Here is a 17,600-nt window from a genome sequence, read left to right on the forward strand (position 1 = left end):
GGGTGCCCCGCCGAACGGAGCGCTGCCGAAGGGCGCGCCGCCGAACGGAGCCCTGCCGAACAGGGCACCGCCGAACAGAGCCCTGCCGGAGGGAGTGTCGCCGAAGGGAGTCCTGCCGAACGGAGCGCCGCCGAAGCGAGCCGCGTCGGACGGGACGGCATCGGGCGGAGAGCGGTCGTCCGTCGCGAGAGCCCTCCGGATTAGCCGAGTTCCTTCAGTTCCTTTTCCACCGCAGCCAATTCCTCCGCCGAACCTTGCACCTTCGGGCCGGTGAACCACTTCCGTGCCGACAACACCCACCACAGGGCTGCTCCGCCCAGGACTACCAGGAAGGCGATCGGCGTGTAGTTGAACGTGTCGACCGTGATCGGGCTTGCTTGCGGCAGCATGAAGAGCACGAAGATCACCACGACCCACACCGTCGCGACGATGCCGATGGGTTTGCCCCAGCGGCCCAGGTTCCATGGGCCCTTCTCGAAGCTGTCGCCGCGGCGGACGCGGAGGAAGACCGGGATCACGTAGGCGACGTACAGGCCCACCGTCGCGATCGAGGTGACTGCTGCGTAAGCCGTCGCGCTCCACAGGTACGGCAGCGCTAGTACCAGTGCACCGCCCGCTGCTAGCCATACTGCGTTGGTCGGGGTTTGGGTTCGTTTGTTGATGTTGTGCCAGATCTTCGAGCCCGGGATCGCGCCGTCGCGGGCGAAGGCGTAGATCATGCGGGAGTTCGCGGTCACGGAGGCCATGCCACAGAACAGTTGGGCGCCGATGCAGATCAGGAGCAGGAATTTGCCGGTCACCGCGCCGGTCGCGTCGATGAAGATCTGGGCTGGCGGGACGCCGGTTGCCGAGTTGACGGCTCCGTCGTAGTCCTGGATCGCGAACGTCAGGCCGATCAGCAGGATCCAGCCCGCGACCAGTGACACGAGGATCGAGTTGATGATTCCGCGCGGGCCCGCTTTCGCGGCGTTCTTGGTTTCCTCCGTCATGTGTGCCGAGGCGTCGTAGCCGGTCAAGGTGTACTGCGCCAGCAGCAAACCGAGCAAGAATACGTACGGCGCGGAACCCCAGCCGGTTTGGTTCACGAAGCTGCCGAAGACGAACGACGCTTCCTGATGCTTCGCCGGCACGAACACGAGTACGCCCACGATCACCAGCACGCCAACGAGATGCCACCACACGCTGACGCTGTTCAGCACCGCCACCACTCGCACGCCGAAGGTGTTCAGCACCCCGTGCACGACAAGAATGATGGCCAGCAACAGAATCGTGTGGCCCGGCGTCGCGCTGAAGCCCCACTGCAGATCGAGGAACGCGTTGAGGAAGAGCGCGGCTCCGAAGTCGATGCCCGCGGTGACCGCGATCTGCCCGATCAGGTTGAACCAGCCGGTGAACCACGACCACGCCGGGCCGTTGCGGGTCGCCAGTTTCGCGGCCCAGTAATACAGTCCGCCCGCGGTCGGGTAGCTCGAGCACACCTCCGCCATGCCAAGCCCTACCAGCACCACGAACAGTCCGACCAGCGGCCAGCCCCAGATCATCGCCGCCGGGCCGCCGGTTTTCATGCCGAAGCCGTACAGCGTGAGGCAGCCGGACAGGATCGAGATGATCGTGAACGACACGGCGAAGTTCGAGAACGCCGACATCGTGCGTTTGAGTTCCTGCGCGTAGCCGAGCGCGTGCAGGCGAGCGCTGTCTTCGTCGGGTTGTCCGGTCTGCTGGTCGGAGACATCCATCGGGCACCCACCTGAAAGGTATGCGGACAGACCATTGAGAGTGCGCAGAAGTTAGCCCTCTCCGTTCGCGGGTGTCAAGGTTTCGCTGGTCGCTGGGCGGAAGCTCCTCCGAACGGCGCAGGGCGGCTCGGGTCTGAGTGATCAACATGGGACCAGTATCTCGAACAATTGTTCGAGGGTGCATCACTCGAACCGGTCGTCTCTGGGGTGACTGAGTGCGCAGGCCATGATCAGCGAGTGAACGCCGAAGAGCTGGTCGCGATCGAGCTGGCCGACGAAGAACGCGAAGTGCTGCGTTGCGGACTGGCTGAGTGGGGCGGGCCAGCGCATTGCACTGAGGCGCTCGCAGTGGCGATGGGCTTCCAGAGCGTGGCTGATGTGCACGAGGACGGGCGCCGTCTGCGGACAGCACTCATCGCTGGCGATCCGCTCAGCGCTGGGGACTGGCGGCGGATAGTGGTGGCTACCGAAATCGCCTTCGCCAGCGACGTGTTCGGCTCCGGCATGGACTGGTCGATAACCACCGGCTTCTCGGACGAGGAGATGATCGTGATCCTGCGGCGGTTGCAGCGAACCATCGCTCGCGAACTTCGCCGCGCACTCCACCGTCGCGATGATTGAGCGGCGCGAAAAAGCCCGCCGGAGACACGAATGTCCCCGGCGGGCTGGGAGAAACGAAGAAAAACTCAGCGACCGGCGAAGTCCCGCACCGATTCCAGCGCGGTATCCGGCTGGTCGGCGAAGAATCCGTCGACCCCGGCCTTCAGGAACGCCGCTTCCTCCGCGAACACGTTGCCGAACGCGCTCGGGCTCGCCGAGGAACGCAGGTTCGCCGGAAGGAACGGGTTTTCGTTGCGGAAGGTGTAGGGCTGCACCTCAAGACCGGCGCGGTGCGCGTCGGCGATCAGCGTGGTCGGCTTGCCGAGGTTGTCCTGCGCGTCGCGCGGGATGATCTGGCCCTTCTCTGGGCCGAGGTACTTCGCGTACTTCGCGATCTCGCGCAGGCCGGCGGGCGTGATCAGGTCGGCGTACGTGCGCTTGTCGCCCTTCGCGACGAAGTCGGCGGGAGCGCCCTTCGCTTCGGTCAGCTGCAGCAGCGGCACCCGCACCTGCTTGTGCAGTTCCTGGAGGTTCGACACCTCGAACGACTGGATGATCACCGGCGCGTTCGGCCGGTTCAGGCCGTTGCGGTTGAGGATCGACACGAGCTTCGGTTCGGTCGGGTTGCCGATCGAGCTGAAGTACGTCGAGTGCTTGACCTCCGGGTAGGTGCCCAGCGTCCGGTGCAGCTCGTGGCCGAGCCGCCGGGTCAGGTCGAGCACCTCCTGGTAGGTGGCGATCCGGTAGCGGCCGTCGTAAAGCTGGTTGTTCGGCCGGTTCTGCGGGATCCGCTCCTTCGCGTAGAGCGTCTTCAGCTCGGCGAGGGTGAAGTCCTCGGTGAACCAGCCGGTCATCTTTGTTCCGTCGATGAACTTCGTGGTCTTGCGCGACGCGAACTCCGGGTGGGCCGCGACGTCGGTGGTGCCGCCGATCTCCGGCTCGTGCCGGGCGACGAGCTGGCCGTCCTTGGTCGGCACCAGGTCGACGTCGACGTAGTCCACGCCCATCCGGTAGGCGAGTTCGTACGACGCGAGCGTGTGCTCCGGGCGGTAGCCGGGCGCGCCCCGGTGTCCGACGATCACCGGGCCATCGTGCCGGGGACCGTGCGCGGCCGCACCCGCGGCCGTTTCCTCGCTCGCGGAGGCCGGGCCGATCGCGAGACCCGCGACGCCGAGCAGGGCCAGACCGGACAGGGCGAGCACGCCGAGGCGTTTGCGCTTCATGGGGGGACCTTTCTCTACCGGGCGATCCGCAGCTCGCCACGACTACCGCGTCACCCTCACCGCCGCAAGCGTCGGGCGCGCGGCGCCAGCCGGACGGGCGGTTGACAACCGGGTAAACGGTGGATGGCGGGCGAATCCGGACACCGGGCGACCGGCGCCGGACCAGTCGCGCACCTGGTCCGGGCCAGGGTCGCGGACGGCGCGCTGCCGCGGCGCGACACGCACCGTTACGCTGTCCGGCGTGCGCGTACTGGTAATCGGCTCCGGCGCCCGGGAGCATGCACTCGTCCTCGCGGTGGCAGGCGACCCCGCGGTCACGGCGCTCGCTTGCGCCCCCGGCAATGCCGGCACGACTGCGGTCGCGGAGCAGCTCGGGGTCGAGCTCGCCGAGCCGGAGGCCGTCGCTGCCCTGGCCAAGGAATGGAAGGCCGATCTCGTCGTGATCGGGCCGGAGGTGCCGCTCGTCGCGGGCGTCGCCGACGCGGTGCGCGACGCTGGCATCGCCTGTTTCGGACCGTCTGCCGCGGCTGCGCGCATCGAGGGGTCGAAGGCGTTCGCGAAGGACGTCATGGCGGCCGCGAAGGTGCCGACAGCCCGCAGTGAGGTCGTCGACACTCCCGCGCGCCTCGACGCCGCGCTTCAGCGCTTCGGGCCCACCTGGGTCGTGAAGGACGACGGTCTCGCCGCTGGCAAGGGCGTGGTCGTGACCCAGGACGTCGAGGTCGCGCGCAAGCACGCGCTGATGCTGCTCGACGGCGGGCACCCGGTCCTCCTGGAGTCCTTTTTGGACGGCCCGGAGGCCTCGCTGTTCTGCTTCGTCGACGGCCGCACCGTGGTGCCGATGCTGCCCGCGCAGGACTTCAAGCGCGTCGGCGACGGCGACACCGGCCCGAACACCGGCGGCATGGGTGCGTACGCGCCGCTGCCGTGGGCGCCTGCCGACCTGGTGGACGACGTCGTCGCGCGGGTCGTGCAGCCGGTGGTGGACGAGCTCGCCGACCGGGGCAGCCCCTTCTCCGGCCTGCTCTACGCCGGTCTCGCGCTCACCTCGGAAGGCCCGCAGGTGATCGAGTTCAACTGCCGCTTCGGCGACCCCGAGACGCAGGTTGTGCTCGCGCTGCTGCGTACGTCGCTGGCGACCGTGCTGAACGCGACGGCCACCGGGAAGCTGGCTGAGCTGCCGCCGCTGGAGTGGTCGGGCGGGGCCGCGGTCACCGTCGTGATCGCTGCCGACGGGTACCCGGGCAAGCCGCGCACTGGTGACGTCATCACCGGCGGAGAGATCGAAGGCGTGCTTCACGCGGGTACGCGGCGTCGCGACGACGGTGCGGTGATCTCGGCTGGCGGACGCGTGCTGTCCGTCGTCGGCACTGGTAAGACGCTTAAGGCGGCGCGTAAGCACGCGTACGAGACTGTCGAGCGCGTACACCTCGCCGGCTCGCACCATCGCACCGATATCGCACTGCGCGCGGCCAACGGGGAAGTAAGCGCTCCCGTCTAAGCAGCTTCTCCACGAAGTTCGCCTCGGGTTCACGCGCCGGTTGGTAGCCTCGAAACGGGTCCGTACGGTCACTGTCCGTATCACGGGAGGGGTTAGCGCATGCCGGGAAGCACACCGCTCACCGACCTGGCTTCGTCGGTTCCGGCAGCGCCGGGCGTGGCGGACATCGTGGTCGAGCCGGCGAAGCTGCTCGAGGTCGCGCGAGTGGTCGACGAGCAGGTCAGCGCGCTCGAAGACAAGCTCCTCACGCGGCTGGGCGAGTTGCGCGTCGACACTCCTTCGTCGGACACGGTGAGCGTCAACGCGATGGCTGCGTGGAACACCGTGGTGGCCGAAGGTGATCAGTCGTACGCCGCGCAGGTGCGCGCGTACGTCGCCAACCTGCACAAGCTTGTCGGACAGCTGCGCGAAGCAGCGAAGACGTACGAGGCCAGCGACGCGGACAAGGCTGCGGCGTTCGGGGACCGCGGTGCGCACGGCATCCACTAAGCCGCTCCTCGCCGTCGTCGCGGTGCTCGGGGTCGCGGGCTGCTCGTCAGGCGAGCAAGGCACCGCGTACCCCGTACAACCCGCGATGAGTTCTCTGGCGCAGCAGACGAAGGCGGCCGCACTGCCGCCGAGGCCGTCGGACTTGCCGATCGCCGGTACCGATCCGTGCGACCTGCTGGGCCAGGCGCAGCTCGACCTGCTGAAGGTCACGAGCGTGCCGCGCAAGGCCGCCGACCCGAAGGACGGGCCCACCTGCGTGTTCGATTCGGACAAGACCGAGCCGTTCCACGCGCTGCACCTGCGGATCGTCAACGCGGACGTGCAGGAGTGGCTCACCGGATCGCGGCGCAAGAACAGCATGACCACCGCGGCGACCAGCGTCGAGGGCTATCCGGCGATCACGAACTACCGCGCGGCGGGCACCCCCGCTGACTGCGAGGTGCTCGTCGGCGTCGCCGCGGGACAGACCATGGCGGCACAGGAGTTCGCGGTCACCGCGGGCGCGTTCAGCCAGCCGCAGTTGTGCGACATCGCCACCCAGGCCGCCGGCCTGGCCGTGCAGGGCCTGAAGAACCGGACCTAGGGAGGGCGCGTGGAGATCTCCGAACTCGCGGGCAGGATCCGCGACCACCGTTTCGACGGGTGGACCGACACCGCCATCGCCGACGAGATCGAGAAGTTCGGCACCGGCGACGGCATCGCCAGCATCGCCACCGCGGTCGAGGCGCTGCGGGAAATCGCGACCGCGCTCGCGAGCACCGATCACACGCTGCGCGACCAGCTGGCGAAGCTCGGCGTCGAATGGCAGAGCCAGGCGGGCGGACAGGCCGGGCAGGTGCTGTCGGATCAGGCTGGTTTCTCGCAGGACGCGATGCAGAAGGTCACGCACACCGCGGAAATGCTTTTCGCGCAAGGGGAAGCGTTCAACCGCACCAAGTACAAGCTGCCCGACCCGGCCGCGGTGCGCAAAGGCGCGGAGAGCCTCACGCTCGTCGATTCGGTGGCGAGCTTCCTCGGGTTCGAGACCGATCACGCGGCTCAGGTGCAGGCGGCGGACAACGCGCGCGGCCAGGCGGTCGAGGCGTTGAACGCCTACGCCCAGCAGAGCGGCGAAAACCTGCTGTCCACCGAACCGTTGAGCCAGCCGCAGTCGCTCGCGATGGTCCAGCCTGGCAGCGGTCCGAGCCCGGTCGACCGCGCGGCCGCGGCGGTCGAGGTGACGCCGGACGGGCAGGTGCAGCCCGCCGCGGCGTCGGTGAAATCGCAGTACGTTCCCCCGCCGCCCCCGGCCCCGCCGGTCGTGGATCCGCCGACGCCCGCGTACGGCACGGCTTCGCAGGCGCCGGCTCCTCGGCCGGTCGCGCCGGTGGTCGCGGCCAGCTACGTGCCGCCGTCCTCGCCGCCTCCTGCGGGCTGGGAGACGGGACCGGCACCGCACGGCAATCCGCCGCGCTCGGTCGGTTCGACCAACGGGCCGGGAATCCCCAGCGCGCCAAGCACTTCGGGTGGTTCAGGCGCGACACGGGTTCCGGGCGGGCCCGGGCAGTCCGGCACATTCCTGCCGGCTGGTCCGCGTGGGACGAGCAGCGGATCCGAGAGCGGTCCGGTTAGCCGCGGAACCGTGGGCAGTTCCGAAAGTCTTGGCGGCACAAGCGGATCCGGTCGTTCGGCGGTCGGCGGTCAGGGCGGAAACCTCGGCGGTGCCGCGGGCGGCAGCTATCCCGCTGGCGGGCAGGAAAACCAAGCGCTGCAACGAGGCCGTCTGGTCGGCAGCGTCCCGCAGGCACCGGTGCCGCCCGTCGCCGAAACCCCCGGCAACGCCCCGGCCCCGCGTGCGGGAGGCGCGTCTGCTGGCGAAATCGGAGCAGGCGCCGCTGCTTTGGGCGCGGGAGTGGCCGGTGGCGCGCTTTCCGGCGACCGCGAACGGCAAGGCCGTGCGCAGGACGGTCAGCCGAAGGGCCCGGTCCGGCCGTTGCCGGTGGACGAGCTTCCCGAGGAAGAAGCCGTCGCACTGCGGAAAGCCGAGCAGATCGCGCCGAAATCGGGCGGCGGCGACGCCAAGTACCTCTCCGAAGCCGCGCCGCAGGAAAGCGACGACGAGCACGTGCGCCGCTTCGGCGTCGACGACAAGGACCTGTTCGCCGACGGCCGGATGGTGACGCGCGACGTCCTCGGCGACGGCACGGGAGACGTGCGCCGGCCGTGAACCTGGTACTGACCGCCCTCGAATTCGATGTGCTGTGGGAATCGCTGGACCTGGGCGGGCGTCCGGCCGCGCTCGCGGTTCCGTCGCCCGGGCGCACGCACACCGAACGGGCCGAACTGATCGAGTCCGTCTGGGATTCGCTCGCGCAGCGACGGCTGGCGCGCGGCCGCCGTCCTTCCGGGACGGTGCTCGACCAACTGCATTTGCTGGCGCGTCCGCGGGAAGCTCTGGACGTCTGGGTGTGGGCGGACCGCGAGATCCGCGGCCGCGCGGTGAGCCGGGGCAGCCAAGCCGTGCTCGCGGTGGTCGACCGGGACGAGGTGTGGCTGATCCCCGCCGACGCCAGCGCGCTGGCCGACGCCGCGGTGACGGTGGCCGGATCGCTCGACCCGGGCGTCGGCCAGTCGGTCTCGGTACCGCACAGCACGCTCGTCGCCGCCGACGCGGCTGCCGCGGGTGATCCGAAAGCGCTGGTCACGGCCTTGGAAGACCGGGGCGTGGCGTTGTGGGAAGCGCAGGAACTGGCGGGCATGCTGATGGGACAGGCGGCCCGCGGCCAGTTCTGCGCGGAACGGGTCCTGCGGGACGGCACGGTGCGCCGCTCGCCGCACGTGGCGGCGTTCTACGACACCGATTCCGGGCGGTATCTGTTCCAGCTCACCGACGATTCGGACGGGCACACCTGGGCGACGGTGAGCCCGGCGGACAACGCGGTGCTGGCGGAGCGGGTGCGGGAGTTGCAAGCCGCGATTTGAGTCAGCCGCGGGGCTTGATTGCGTTGACGAATACGTCGAGAACTCGACGGGTTGAATCGCAGGTCTTCCCGCCGTTCGCTGCGATATCCGGGGTCGAGGTCACGGAGAGCACGCCCTGCCAGTTCGGTTCATACTGGGGAAACAGCCACCGCAAGGAGCACATGTCCGCATGTGTTTCCGTAATAATATATGCGTCCCCGATTTTAGTCTTCTGTCCTTCGGGGAATTTCGGATCTGACAGTTGTGAGGTAGTTGCCGAGTAATCTTTTTTGCCATTCCAGCTACACTCGTGCAGCCCTGCTGATTCGCTGGTAAGCGCGCCTTCCGCAGCATCTTGCAGCGGTTTCTTCAACTCTGGACTGCACAGGTCGGCCTGGCGGAGGGTCTTCTCGATGTTCGGGTATGGCACCGGATTGCCGCGCAGGCTTGCCAGCGTTTTCGTCATGCTTTCGAGTGCGATGCTGCACGTGTTCTGCCTAGTTCCAGGAACGGATACCGCGATGCCGAATCCGGGTGTGGCGGGATTGGCGACAGTCAGATCGCATCCGTCAGGCCTCTGCTCCTGGATCGCGTCCATCGAACCTACCTTCGTCGGCTGTCCTTTGGCGCCTTTTAGCGTGGTGCTCAGCAGAAGGACGACCCTTTGGCTCGAATCTTTCTTGAAGCGGTAGGTGCAGCCGTCGAAGATAATGTCAGCTTGGCCTGGCTCCAACGGCCCGCTCTTCGGCAGCGAGTCGGGGCTGAGCAGCTTGCACGGATCGACCCGGCGCAGTGCGGCGGGGCTGAGTGGATCAGGCGGCGGTGCGCTAACCGCGGCTGCGACGGGATTGTCGTTGCGATTTACAAGAACCACTGTTGTCGCTGCCGCGATCACTATCGCCGTCGCTGCCGCGACAGTCGGGATCAGCCACTTAGGACGCTTCCGCGGCTCCTTTGGTACCGGCAACGCGAGCGCAGTCCTCACCTCGGCCTGCTGCTGCTCGATCATCGTGTGCACCGCGGGCGGCCAAGGCGTCGCGGTGAGCTGGACCGAGCCGAGGAAGTCCAGGATCTGTGCCGTGTTCGGCCGCGCCTTCGGGTCCTTGGCTAGGCACGGTTCGACGAGCCGCCGCAGGTCCGGGTGCAGGTTGGTGAGGTCGGGAGCGCTGTGGACCACGTTGTACAGAGTTTGCGGCGTGGACGCTCCGGCGAACGGTGCCCGCCCAGTTGCGGCCATCGTCACCAGGGCGCCGAATGAGAACACGTCGCTGGCAGGCGTCAGAGGAAGACCGTTCGCCTGCTCCGGCGACATGAACCCGGGCGAGCCGATGATTGACCCCGTGTGGGTGATGTCGGTGTCGCCTTCGGCGGCCCTGGCGATGCCGAAGTCGATGACCCGCGGACCATCCGCGGCGAGGAGGACGTTGCTGGGCTTGAGGTCCCGGTGGATCAGGCCGACCCGGTGGATCTCGGCGAGCGCCGACGCGAGACCGGTCGCGAGGTAGTGCACCGCGCTCAGCGGGAGCGGGCCAGCGGCGTCCACCGCTTCCTTGAGGGAGGGGCCCGCGACGAAGACCGAGGCGAGCCATGGCAGCGGAGCAACGGGATCGGCGTCCATCACGGCAGCGGTATACGCGCCGGACACCATCCGTGAGGTTTCCACCTCGCGCTTGAACCGGGAGCGGAATCCCGGATCGTGTGCGAATGCCGGATGCACCTGCTTGACCGCGACGAGCCGCCCTTCCCTGGACACCCCGAGCAGCACCCGGCCCATTCCCCCTTCGCCCAGCGAAGCGATCAGACGGTAGCGCCCGAATTGTCGGGGTTCGCCGGGTGGCAACGGCTGCACTGAATACCCTCCATTCCCCGGTTGGGGCCCCTCGTGGTCGAGACGCGGGTGGAAGTCCGGGAGAACTGCACACGGCACGCGTCCGAAGTCTTAGAGTAAACAGGGGAACCGACCTGGTGAGCGGAGCGTCCGAACTGGTCGGGAAGCGAGTGTCGCGAAGGGGATGACGAACGGTGCCTGTCTACGACCCGGATTCCATGGCCATTGCCGCCAGGAACGTGGAGAAGCTGAAGGACGAGTTCGAAAAGTCCAAGAAGCACCTCACCGGCGTTGACGACGAGCCGGAAAGCCCGTTCGGCACGATGGGCGGCTCCAAGGACGTGCACGGCGCGGTCGGCACGTTCAAACAGGGCGTGCACAGCGAGTTCGACGCGGCCGGGAAGCTGATGGAGGCGACCAGCTTCATCATCAAGAAGGCCGCGGGGCTGATCCAGGAGACCGATCAGGTCCACAAGACCGACCTGACCGTCCACGAAGACCGCTGAGCAGGCACGAGGGGGCAAGAGCATGGCGCTGATCGACTACCCGCCGAACTGGAACGGCGTGGTCGAAAAAGCACAGAAGGTCGACAAGATCAACCCGGACGCGATCAGCAAAGCCGGGCAGCAGTTCAGCGACGCCGCGAAGCGTGCGGGCGATCACGGCCAAGAATTGACGAATACGACGAAGTCGTTGGCAGGCGGCGTGTGGGAGGGTCCGGCCGCGGACGCCTTCCTCGACTACGTCACGCAGATCACCAAAGCGGGCGACAAGGTGCAGGGGCATCTTGACGAGGTCGGCAAGGACCTCACCCAGCTGTCGAGCGACCTCGGCGGGATCAAGACCAAGGTCACCGAGGCCTTCAACACCGCCAAGTCGAACATCGACAAACGCATCAAGGAAGAGTCGGACAAAGCGCAGAAGGCGCAGGCTGCCGAGGCGGCGTACGCCAACGACAAGTCGGACAAGAAGGGCCCGCCGCCCAGCCCGACGTCGGCGAAGATCATCTCCGACGCGAACGAGGCGAACCAGAAGGACGCGACCGCGGCCGAGCAGACCATCGACCCGCTGCTGAAGCAGGCCGACGACATGGTCAAGAAGTCCCAAGACCTGATGAAAACCCAGATCGAGGGCGGCTACTCCAAGGTCCCGCTCCCCAACTCGGACGGCACCGTCCCGCAGAGCACCGGCGGTCTGCACACCGGGCACGGCGGCGGAGGTGGCGGCGGAGGCGGTCACCACGGCGGCGGTGGCGGTGGTGCCAGCGGTGGCGGCGGCGGTCTCGGCCCGAGCGGCGGTCCGCCCTCCTCGCCTCCGCCTGGCAACGTTCAGCAGTGGATCCAGGAAGCGATCAAGGCACTGCAGGCCGCGGGCGTGAACGTGACCGACGCGGACATCAAGAACATCTGGGCGATCATTCAGCACGAGTCCGGCGGCAATCCGAACGCGATCAACAACTGGGACTCGAACGCCGCGGCCGGGCATCCGTCCAAGGGGCTGATGCAGTGCATCGACTCGACGTTCAACGCGCACAAGCTGCCCGGGCACGACAACATCTACAACCCGGTCGACAACATCATCGCCGGCGTGCGGTACTCGCTTGACCGGTACGGCTCGATGTCCAACGTCCCGGGCATCGCGGCGATGGCGCACGGCGGCGCGTACCGCGGTTACTGACGGCACACCCCGCACGCGGTTCCGCCGGTTAGCCTGGCCGCATGGTCGACATCGGTGCTTTCGGCGGGCCCGCGTTGCGGGCAGGCGTGCCTCCTTTTCACGTGATGGACGTGCTGTCCGCGGCGCAGGCCCGGCAGCGCAGCCACGGCGACCTGATCTCGCTGGCCGCCGGGCAGCCGTCCGTGCCCGCTCCGGCCGCGGTGCTGCGGGCGGCGCAGGAAGCGCTGGGCAAGCACACCCTCGGCTATACCGAGCAGCTCGGCATTCCTGAGCTGCGCGAGGCCGTCGCCGGGCATTACCGGCGCACCTACGACATCGACGTGTCCGCCTCCGACGTCGTCATGACCACCGGTTCGTCCGGCGGGTTCCTGCTGTCGTTCCTCAGCGCGTTCGACCCCGGCGCGCGGGTCGCGATGGCCCGTCCTGGCTACCCGGCGTACCGGAATCTGCTGAACGTCCTCGGCTGCGAGGTCGTCGAGTTCGCGACCACGGCCGAGACGAATTTCCAGCCGACCGTCGAGCAGCTCGACCGGCTCGGGCCGATCGACGGGCTCATCGTCGCGAGTCCCAGCAACCCCACCGGGACCGTGCTGCCGCCGGGCGAGCTGGCCGCGATCTCCGGCTGGTGCGCCTCGCACGGCGTGCAGTTGATCAGCGACGAGATCTACCACGGCATCTCGTACGGCAAGCAGCTCGATTGCGCCTGGCAGTACGGCCGGGAAGCGCTGGTGCTCGGGTCGTTCTCGAAGTACTTCGCGATGACCGGCTGGCGGCTCGGCTGGATGCTGGTGCCGCAGCGCCTGCACCGCGCGGTCGACGTCCTCACCGGCAACTTCACCATCTGCCCGCCCGCGGTTTCGCAGTACGCGGCCGTCGCGGCGTTCACGCCGGAGTCGTACGCCGAGGCGGACGCGCACGTCGAGCACTACCGGCGCAACCGCGACCTGCTGTTCGCCGGGCTCCGCGAGATCGGTCTCGACAAGCTCGCTCCGGCTGACGGCGCGTTCTACGCCTACGCCGACGTCTCCGACCACACCACCGACAGCCTGAGCTGGTGCCAGCGCCTGCTCGCCGACACCGGCCTCGCGATCACCCCGGGAATCGACTTCGACCCGGTCGACGGCGGCCGCTACGTGCGGTTTTCCTTCGCGGGCGCGACCGAGGACGTGACCGAGGGGCTGCGCCGGCTCGGCGGCTGGCTGGGGTGAATCCGGTCAGGGGAACCCGGAGATGTCCCTGAACGTTGGGCCAGCGTAGAGAGTTTCCGTCGCACGGATGGCACGCTGGAGGGCACCGGGCCGACGTGGCGCGGAAACGGCATCGGAGGAGCCATGTTCTGGAAGATCGTCGGAGCGCTCGTCGTGGCCTGGATCGCCTTCATGGTGATCGGGTCCGTGATCGGCTTCCTGTTCAAGGCCGTGCTGTGGATCGGCATCATCGGCGGGGTGCTGTTCCTGGGCACCGCGGCTTACGGGGCGATCACCGGGAAGAAGCAGTCGAAGCGCATCAGCCGCTGACCGGCGCCGAACCATACTGAGCAGACGAGACGGCTCCCGCGCCGGGAAGGTGCGGGAGCCGCTCGCCGTTCAGGCCAGTGCGGCTCGGGCGGCCTCGGCGCCGTCCCACAGGTGTGCGCGGATTCCGACCGCGCGGGCGCCGTCGATGTTGACCTGGCGGTCGTCGAAGAACAGGCACTCGTCCGGTTGGGCACCCAGTTTGTCCAGCAGCAGCCGGAAAATCTCGGCGTCCGGCTTGGCGACCTTCACGTCGCCGGAGAACAGTGTGTGCTTGAACAGCTTCGACCACTCCTGCTCGCGCACCCAGACGCCGAACGCCGACGGCGCGTTCGAGAGCAGCGCGAGCGAGGCGCCGGCGTCGGACAGCGACTGCAGCAGGTCGAGCGACCCCGGCGCGAGCTGTCCCCAGCCCGCGACGTCGAGCGCGGTCAGCTCGGCCGACAGCGCGTCGTCCACCTTCGCGCCCAGCTGGTCGCCGATCGACGTCCAGTACTCCAGGTCGGGGCAACCGCGGTCGTACGGGTCGCGCACGCTCCAGTACACCGGCTCGAACGTCTCGAGCGAGACGCCCATCGCGGCGGCCAGCTTCGGTATCGCGGCGGTGCGGTGGCTGAGCACCTCGCCGTAGTCGAACACGATCCAGTTGGTCACCCGAGTCCCCCAGGGTTTCAGGCGCCGGCTTTGATCCGGCGCAGTGCTTCGGCGATGTCGGCGGACGACAGGTCGCGGTGCGTCACGAACCGGACCTTGCCCGCCATGGGCAGGGCCTGGATGCCGAGCGAACCGAGCCAGTTCAGCGCGGTCGGCACGTCCGGAACCTCGGCGAGAACGATATTGGTGTCCGGAGCCGGCACGTCCCAGCCGTGTTCGGAGAGGCCGTTGGCCAGCCGTTTCGCGAACTCGTGCGTCTCGGCCAGCTCGTCGACGCGGTCCAGCGCGACCAGGCACGCCGCGGCGAGCACCCCGCCCTGGCGCACGCCGCCGCCGAGCATCTGCCGCATCCGGCGGGCCTGCTCGACGAACTCGACGCTGCCCGCGACGACCGAGCCGACCGGCGCGCCGAGGCCCTTGCTGAAGCACGCCGACACCGAGTCCACGCCGACCGTCAGCGCGGCGGGCGGCACCTGCAACGCGACCGCCGCGTGCCAGATCCGCGCGCCGTCGAGGTGCACGGTGAGCCCGGCCTGCTTCGCGACCGACAGCAGTTGCGCGTGCTCGTCGGGCGGAGTGACCGCGCCGCCGGCCGCGTTGTGTGTGTTCTCCAGGCACAACAGGGTGGTGCGGAGCGTGAAGTACGGGCCGGGATTGCCGATGGCCGCTTCCAGCGTTTCCGGCAGGCACCGGCCGGGGCCCGCGTCGTGTTCGAGGATGTCCGGCATGCCGCCGGCCAGCCACGCGGCCGAGCCGAGTTCGTTGGTGAGCACGTGCGCGCCGCGGGTGGCGAGGAACCGGTCGCCGCGCCGCAGGTGGACGCTCAGCGCGATGAGGTTCGCCATCGTCCCGCTCGGCGTCCACAGCGCCGCGGGCATCCCGAGCGTCTGCGCGGCCCGGCGTTCGAGTTCGGCGATGGTCGGGTCGGTGCCGATGACGTTGTCATCGACCTCGGCCTCGGCCATGGCCGCGCGCATGATCGCGTCCGGGCGGGTGACGGTGTCGGAACGGAAGTCGATCAGCTGCCCAGTCATGGTCACAGTCCGATCACATCACACAGGTGGGCGCGGCATCAATGCGGCGGGGGGTGGAACGTTTCCGGCCGGACGTGCAACCGTGGACGCCCCCGGATCCGTCCCTTCACCGGACATGGCCAGAGCGGAGCTGCAAAGCGCGTGGACCAGCGCGACGAACAGGAGTTCGCGGAGTACTTCGCCGCGAGGAGGGACGCCGTGCGCCGGACTGCCTATTTGATGTGCGGCGATTGGCACAAGGCCGACGACCTCGCGCAGACGGCGTTCGTCGCGTTGCACCGGAGGTGGAAGAAGATCAGAGACCGCGCGGCGACCGACGCGTACGTGCGCAAGACGCTCGTGCGCGCGGTCATCGACGAATCCCGCCGTCCGTGGCGGCGGGAGCGGCAGACCGAGGTGCTGCCCGAACCTGTCGACGACAGTCCCGGGCTGGCCGAACGCGTCGCGACTCGCGAGGACCTGCTCGCGGCGCTGAAGGAAGTGCCGCCGAAGCAACGGGCGGTGCTGGTGCTGCGGTTCTTCGACGGACTGGACGTCGGGGCCGCGGCCACGGCGCTGGGCTGCAGCGAAGGCAACGTGAAGAGCCAGACGGCGCGCGGGCTGGCGAATCTGCGCCAGGTGCTGGAACGGGAGGTGGAGACCAATGGATGAGCGGGAAGCCGAGACGTTGTTCTCCGCCGGTCCCGGCGAGGTGCCGCCTCCGACGTTCTCGGTGGACGACGTGGTGCGCCGTTCGAAGCGCGAGACGCTGCGCCGCCGCAACCGGATCACCGTCGGCGCGGCGGCCGTGGTCGTGGCCGCCGGGTTCGGCACCTGGGGAATTGTGGGAGTTTCGAGCGAGAAGTCCGATTCCAGCGCGAATTCCGTAGCCGCGCCGGTGCAACCCGGTGGGTCGGCGGCGCGTCCTTTCAGCAATGGGGATGACTTCCCGGGTCAGCCGTCTCGGCAGGGAGCCGGCGAAACCGGGAGGACCGGCCCTCGGGTCGAAGGCACCTCCGGGTGCGGACGGGTGGACTGGGAGCTCGCCACTGCCCTCGCTGGCGAGCTCCCAGGCCACTTGAATGCCGCGCAGGCTTCCCCAGGCAGCGTTTGTACGACGTCGTCGCGCGGTGCCGGGTTCCCGCTTCCGGACGGGATGATCGGCGCGGCGGTGTTCGCTCGCGGCACTGCGGTGAACGTGCCCACGCAACCGGCCGGAGCCGTCACCGTGCGTCAGCAAACCGGCAGCGGCGGAACTCTCGTGCTGGTCAGCGTGCCGGGGACTTCCGGACATCCGGCACCGTACGCAACCGACCTCGCGCGCTTCGCCGCTTCGCTGGCCGCCCGGTTCTGATCGGCGGCCACCGGAGCGGCTGGCAGAATAACCGGACATGACGGCAGCAGCCACCACTCCCAAGGGCGAGCGACGACGGGCCGCGCTCGTCGAAGCCGCCGCTGAGCTGCTGGTCGAGGGTGGTTTCGACGCGGTCCGGCACCGCGCGGTCGCCGAGCGGGCGGGCCTGCCGCTGGCGTCCACGACGTACTACTTCGACTCGCTGGAAGAGCTCGTCACCGCCGCGGTGGAGCACCACGGGCAGACCGAGCTGGCGAACGGGCGACGGCAGCTCGAGGACCTGACGACCCGGAACCGGGGCGTGCAGGCGACCGTGGAACTCGTGCTGGACATGCTGCTCGGCCCGCAGAGCGGCGATCCGGAAGCCGACGCCGAGGCGGTCCTGCTGCGTTACGAACGCCTGGTCGCGACCGGGCGGCGGCCGTATTTGCGCCCGTTGATGCGGACGCTGTCCCAGCAGCTCAACGAACTGCTGACGGAGATCCTGGCCCGTTCCGGGACGCCGGTGGCCAAGGACGAACTGGACCGGCTGGTCGCGCTGGTCGACGGAGCCGTGGTCAACGCGCTGATCGCGGTCGACCCGGCTCCGCGTGCCGCGGCCGGGCGGATGCTGCGGACCGCGCTCGCCGAGACCGTCCACTGAGGACAGTTAATCCGGATAGGCCGCCGTGGCGCGGATTTCGATCAGCAGTCCCGGGCTGGCGAGCCCGCTGACGCCGATCATCGACCACGCCGGGTAGGGCTCGGCGGTCACGAGGCGCTTCTTGGCTTCCAGGAAACCGGGCAGGTGCTGGTGGATGTCGACGTGGTAGCTCGTGATGTCGACCAGCGCGGAGAGGCCGAGTCCTTCCAGGCGAAGGATTTCCTCGATCCGGCGGAGCGCGATCTCGGTCTGTTCCTCGACGGTTTCCGCGATCTCTCCGTCCGGGCGGCGGCCGATCGTCCCCGCGATGAAGAGGTGGTTGCCCGCGCGGACGGCGGCTGAGTAGCCGAAGCGGCTGAAGGCTGATGCCCCGGACGGGCCGAAAACCTCGGAGTCCTCGGGGATTTTGACGGCGTACATGGTGGATC

At 68.6% G+C, this 17,600-nt stretch carries 19 protein-coding genes; 13 read left to right on the forward strand and 6 right to left on the reverse strand.

All coding sequences use genetic code 11. The features are described 5' to 3' along the window. Window positions 1-200 precede the first annotated feature (200 nt). A complete protein-coding gene (locus tag DMP23_RS35500; protein ID WP_037808775.1) occupies window positions 201-1,736 on the reverse strand; it encodes an amino acid permease in 1,536 nt (511 codons plus the stop codon). Between the two features lie 237 nt (window positions 1,737-1,973). On the opposite strand from DMP23_RS35500, the gene DMP23_RS35505 reads away from it, so the two are divergent. Further along, complete coding sequence (locus DMP23_RS35505) at window positions 1,974-2,357, forward strand: hypothetical protein (protein ID WP_337823652.1); 384 nt, start codon at window positions 1,974-1,976, stop codon at window positions 2,355-2,357. Between the two features lie 65 nt (window positions 2,358-2,422). Here DMP23_RS35505 and DMP23_RS35510 read toward each other — a convergent pair whose 3' ends face one another. After that, window positions 2,423-3,559: a glycerophosphodiester phosphodiesterase gene (locus tag DMP23_RS35510; protein WP_337823653.1), complete on the reverse strand. Its 1,137-nt coding sequence runs from the start codon at window positions 3,557-3,559 to the stop codon at window positions 2,423-2,425. Between the two features lie 241 nt (window positions 3,560-3,800). Between DMP23_RS35510 and purD the strand changes: the two genes are divergently transcribed. The 5 genes from purD to DMP23_RS35535 all read left to right on the forward strand — a co-directional run bounded on the left by purD (window position 3,801) and on the right by DMP23_RS35535 (window position 8,510). After that, entirely contained in the window at window positions 3,801-5,060 is a 1,260-nt protein-coding gene (gene purD, locus DMP23_RS35515; protein WP_037808770.1) for a phosphoribosylamine--glycine ligase, read from the forward strand. A gap of 99 nt (window positions 5,061-5,159) precedes the next feature. After that, complete coding sequence (locus DMP23_RS35520; protein WP_037354127.1) at window positions 5,160-5,549, forward strand: PE domain-containing protein; 390 nt, start codon at window positions 5,160-5,162, stop codon at window positions 5,547-5,549. After that, window positions 5,530-6,132, forward strand: a complete 603-nt coding sequence (locus DMP23_RS35525) for a DUF3558 domain-containing protein (RefSeq protein WP_051172556.1) — start codon at window positions 5,530-5,532, stop codon at window positions 6,130-6,132. The genes DMP23_RS35520 and DMP23_RS35525 overlap by 20 nt, the downstream gene beginning before the upstream one ends. Window positions 6,133-6,141: 9 nt before the next feature. Further along, window positions 6,142-7,755 (forward strand): hypothetical protein, encoded by a 1,614-nt coding sequence (locus DMP23_RS35530; RefSeq protein ID WP_337823654.1) that lies wholly within the window; start codon window positions 6,142-6,144, stop codon window positions 7,753-7,755. Beyond that, window positions 7,752-8,510 (forward strand): ESX secretion-associated protein EspG, encoded by a 759-nt coding sequence (locus DMP23_RS35535; RefSeq protein ID WP_037808765.1) that lies wholly within the window; start codon window positions 7,752-7,754, stop codon window positions 8,508-8,510. Before DMP23_RS35530 ends, DMP23_RS35535 begins: the two co-directional genes overlap by 4 nt. Window position 8,511: 1 nt before the next feature. On the opposite strand, the gene DMP23_RS35540 is transcribed toward DMP23_RS35535, so the two are convergent. Continuing rightward, window positions 8,512-10,338, reverse strand: a complete 1,827-nt coding sequence (locus DMP23_RS35540) for a serine/threonine-protein kinase (RefSeq protein WP_275292949.1) — start codon at window positions 10,336-10,338, stop codon at window positions 8,512-8,514. A gap of 173 nt (window positions 10,339-10,511) precedes the next feature. On the opposite strand from DMP23_RS35540, the gene DMP23_RS35545 reads away from it, so the two are divergent. The 4 genes from DMP23_RS35545 (at window position 10,512) to DMP23_RS35560 (ending at window position 13,511) form a co-directional block, all read left to right on the forward strand. Continuing rightward, on the forward strand, window positions 10,512-10,823 hold the full coding sequence (locus DMP23_RS35545; protein WP_037808762.1) for a hypothetical protein: 312 nt from the start codon (window positions 10,512-10,514) through the stop codon (window positions 10,821-10,823). 22 nt (window positions 10,824-10,845) lie between these two features. Beyond that, window positions 10,846-11,994, forward strand: coding sequence for a transglycosylase SLT domain-containing protein (locus tag DMP23_RS35550; RefSeq protein WP_337823655.1), 1,149 nt, complete (start codon window positions 10,846-10,848; stop codon window positions 11,992-11,994). A 41-nt stretch (window positions 11,995-12,035) separates the two neighbouring features. Beyond that, on the forward strand, window positions 12,036-13,202 hold the full coding sequence (locus DMP23_RS35555; protein ID WP_037808760.1) for a pyridoxal phosphate-dependent aminotransferase: 1,167 nt from the start codon (window positions 12,036-12,038) through the stop codon (window positions 13,200-13,202). Between the two features lie 123 nt (window positions 13,203-13,325). Continuing rightward, the gene (locus tag DMP23_RS35560) at window positions 13,326-13,511 is read left to right on the forward strand and encodes a hypothetical protein (protein ID WP_043834731.1); all 186 of its coding nucleotides are present in this window, start codon (window positions 13,326-13,328) and stop codon (window positions 13,509-13,511) included. A gap of 69 nt (window positions 13,512-13,580) precedes the next feature. On the opposite strand, the gene DMP23_RS35565 is transcribed toward DMP23_RS35560, so the two are convergent. After that, the gene (locus DMP23_RS35565) at window positions 13,581-14,162 is read right to left on the reverse strand and encodes an HAD family hydrolase (protein WP_337823656.1); all 582 of its coding nucleotides are present in this window, start codon (window positions 14,160-14,162) and stop codon (window positions 13,581-13,583) included. A 17-nt stretch (window positions 14,163-14,179) separates the two neighbouring features. Further along, window positions 14,180-15,196, reverse strand: a complete 1,017-nt coding sequence (locus tag DMP23_RS35570) for a threonine aldolase family protein (RefSeq protein WP_337823657.1) — start codon at window positions 15,194-15,196, stop codon at window positions 14,180-14,182. A 141-nt stretch (window positions 15,197-15,337) separates the two neighbouring features. Between DMP23_RS35570 and DMP23_RS35575 the strand changes: the two genes are divergently transcribed. Genes DMP23_RS35575 through DMP23_RS35585 form a run of 3 tightly spaced genes read left to right on the forward strand, consistent with a single transcriptional unit; the run spans window position 15,338 to window position 17,172 of the window. Next, window positions 15,338-15,847: a SigE family RNA polymerase sigma factor gene (locus tag DMP23_RS35575; protein ID WP_037808752.1), complete on the forward strand. Its 510-nt coding sequence runs from the start codon at window positions 15,338-15,340 to the stop codon at window positions 15,845-15,847. After that, on the forward strand, window positions 15,840-16,529 hold the full coding sequence (locus tag DMP23_RS35580; RefSeq protein ID WP_337823658.1) for a hypothetical protein: 690 nt from the start codon (window positions 15,840-15,842) through the stop codon (window positions 16,527-16,529). The genes DMP23_RS35575 and DMP23_RS35580 overlap by 8 nt, the downstream gene beginning before the upstream one ends. 37 nt (window positions 16,530-16,566) lie before the next feature. Next, window positions 16,567-17,172, forward strand: a complete 606-nt coding sequence (locus tag DMP23_RS35585) for a TetR/AcrR family transcriptional regulator (RefSeq protein WP_134670276.1) — start codon at window positions 16,567-16,569, stop codon at window positions 17,170-17,172. Window positions 17,173-17,178: 6 nt separating this feature from the next. Here DMP23_RS35585 and DMP23_RS35590 read toward each other — a convergent pair whose 3' ends face one another. After that, complete coding sequence (locus tag DMP23_RS35590) at window positions 17,179-17,592, reverse strand: RidA family protein (protein ID WP_337823659.1); 414 nt, start codon at window positions 17,590-17,592, stop codon at window positions 17,179-17,181. Between the last annotated feature and the right edge of the window lie 8 nt (window positions 17,593-17,600).

It is taken from the genome of Amycolatopsis sp. A1MSW2902 (assembly GCF_017312175.1).
GTDB lineage: Bacteria > Actinomycetota > Actinomycetes > Mycobacteriales > Pseudonocardiaceae > Amycolatopsis > Amycolatopsis nivea.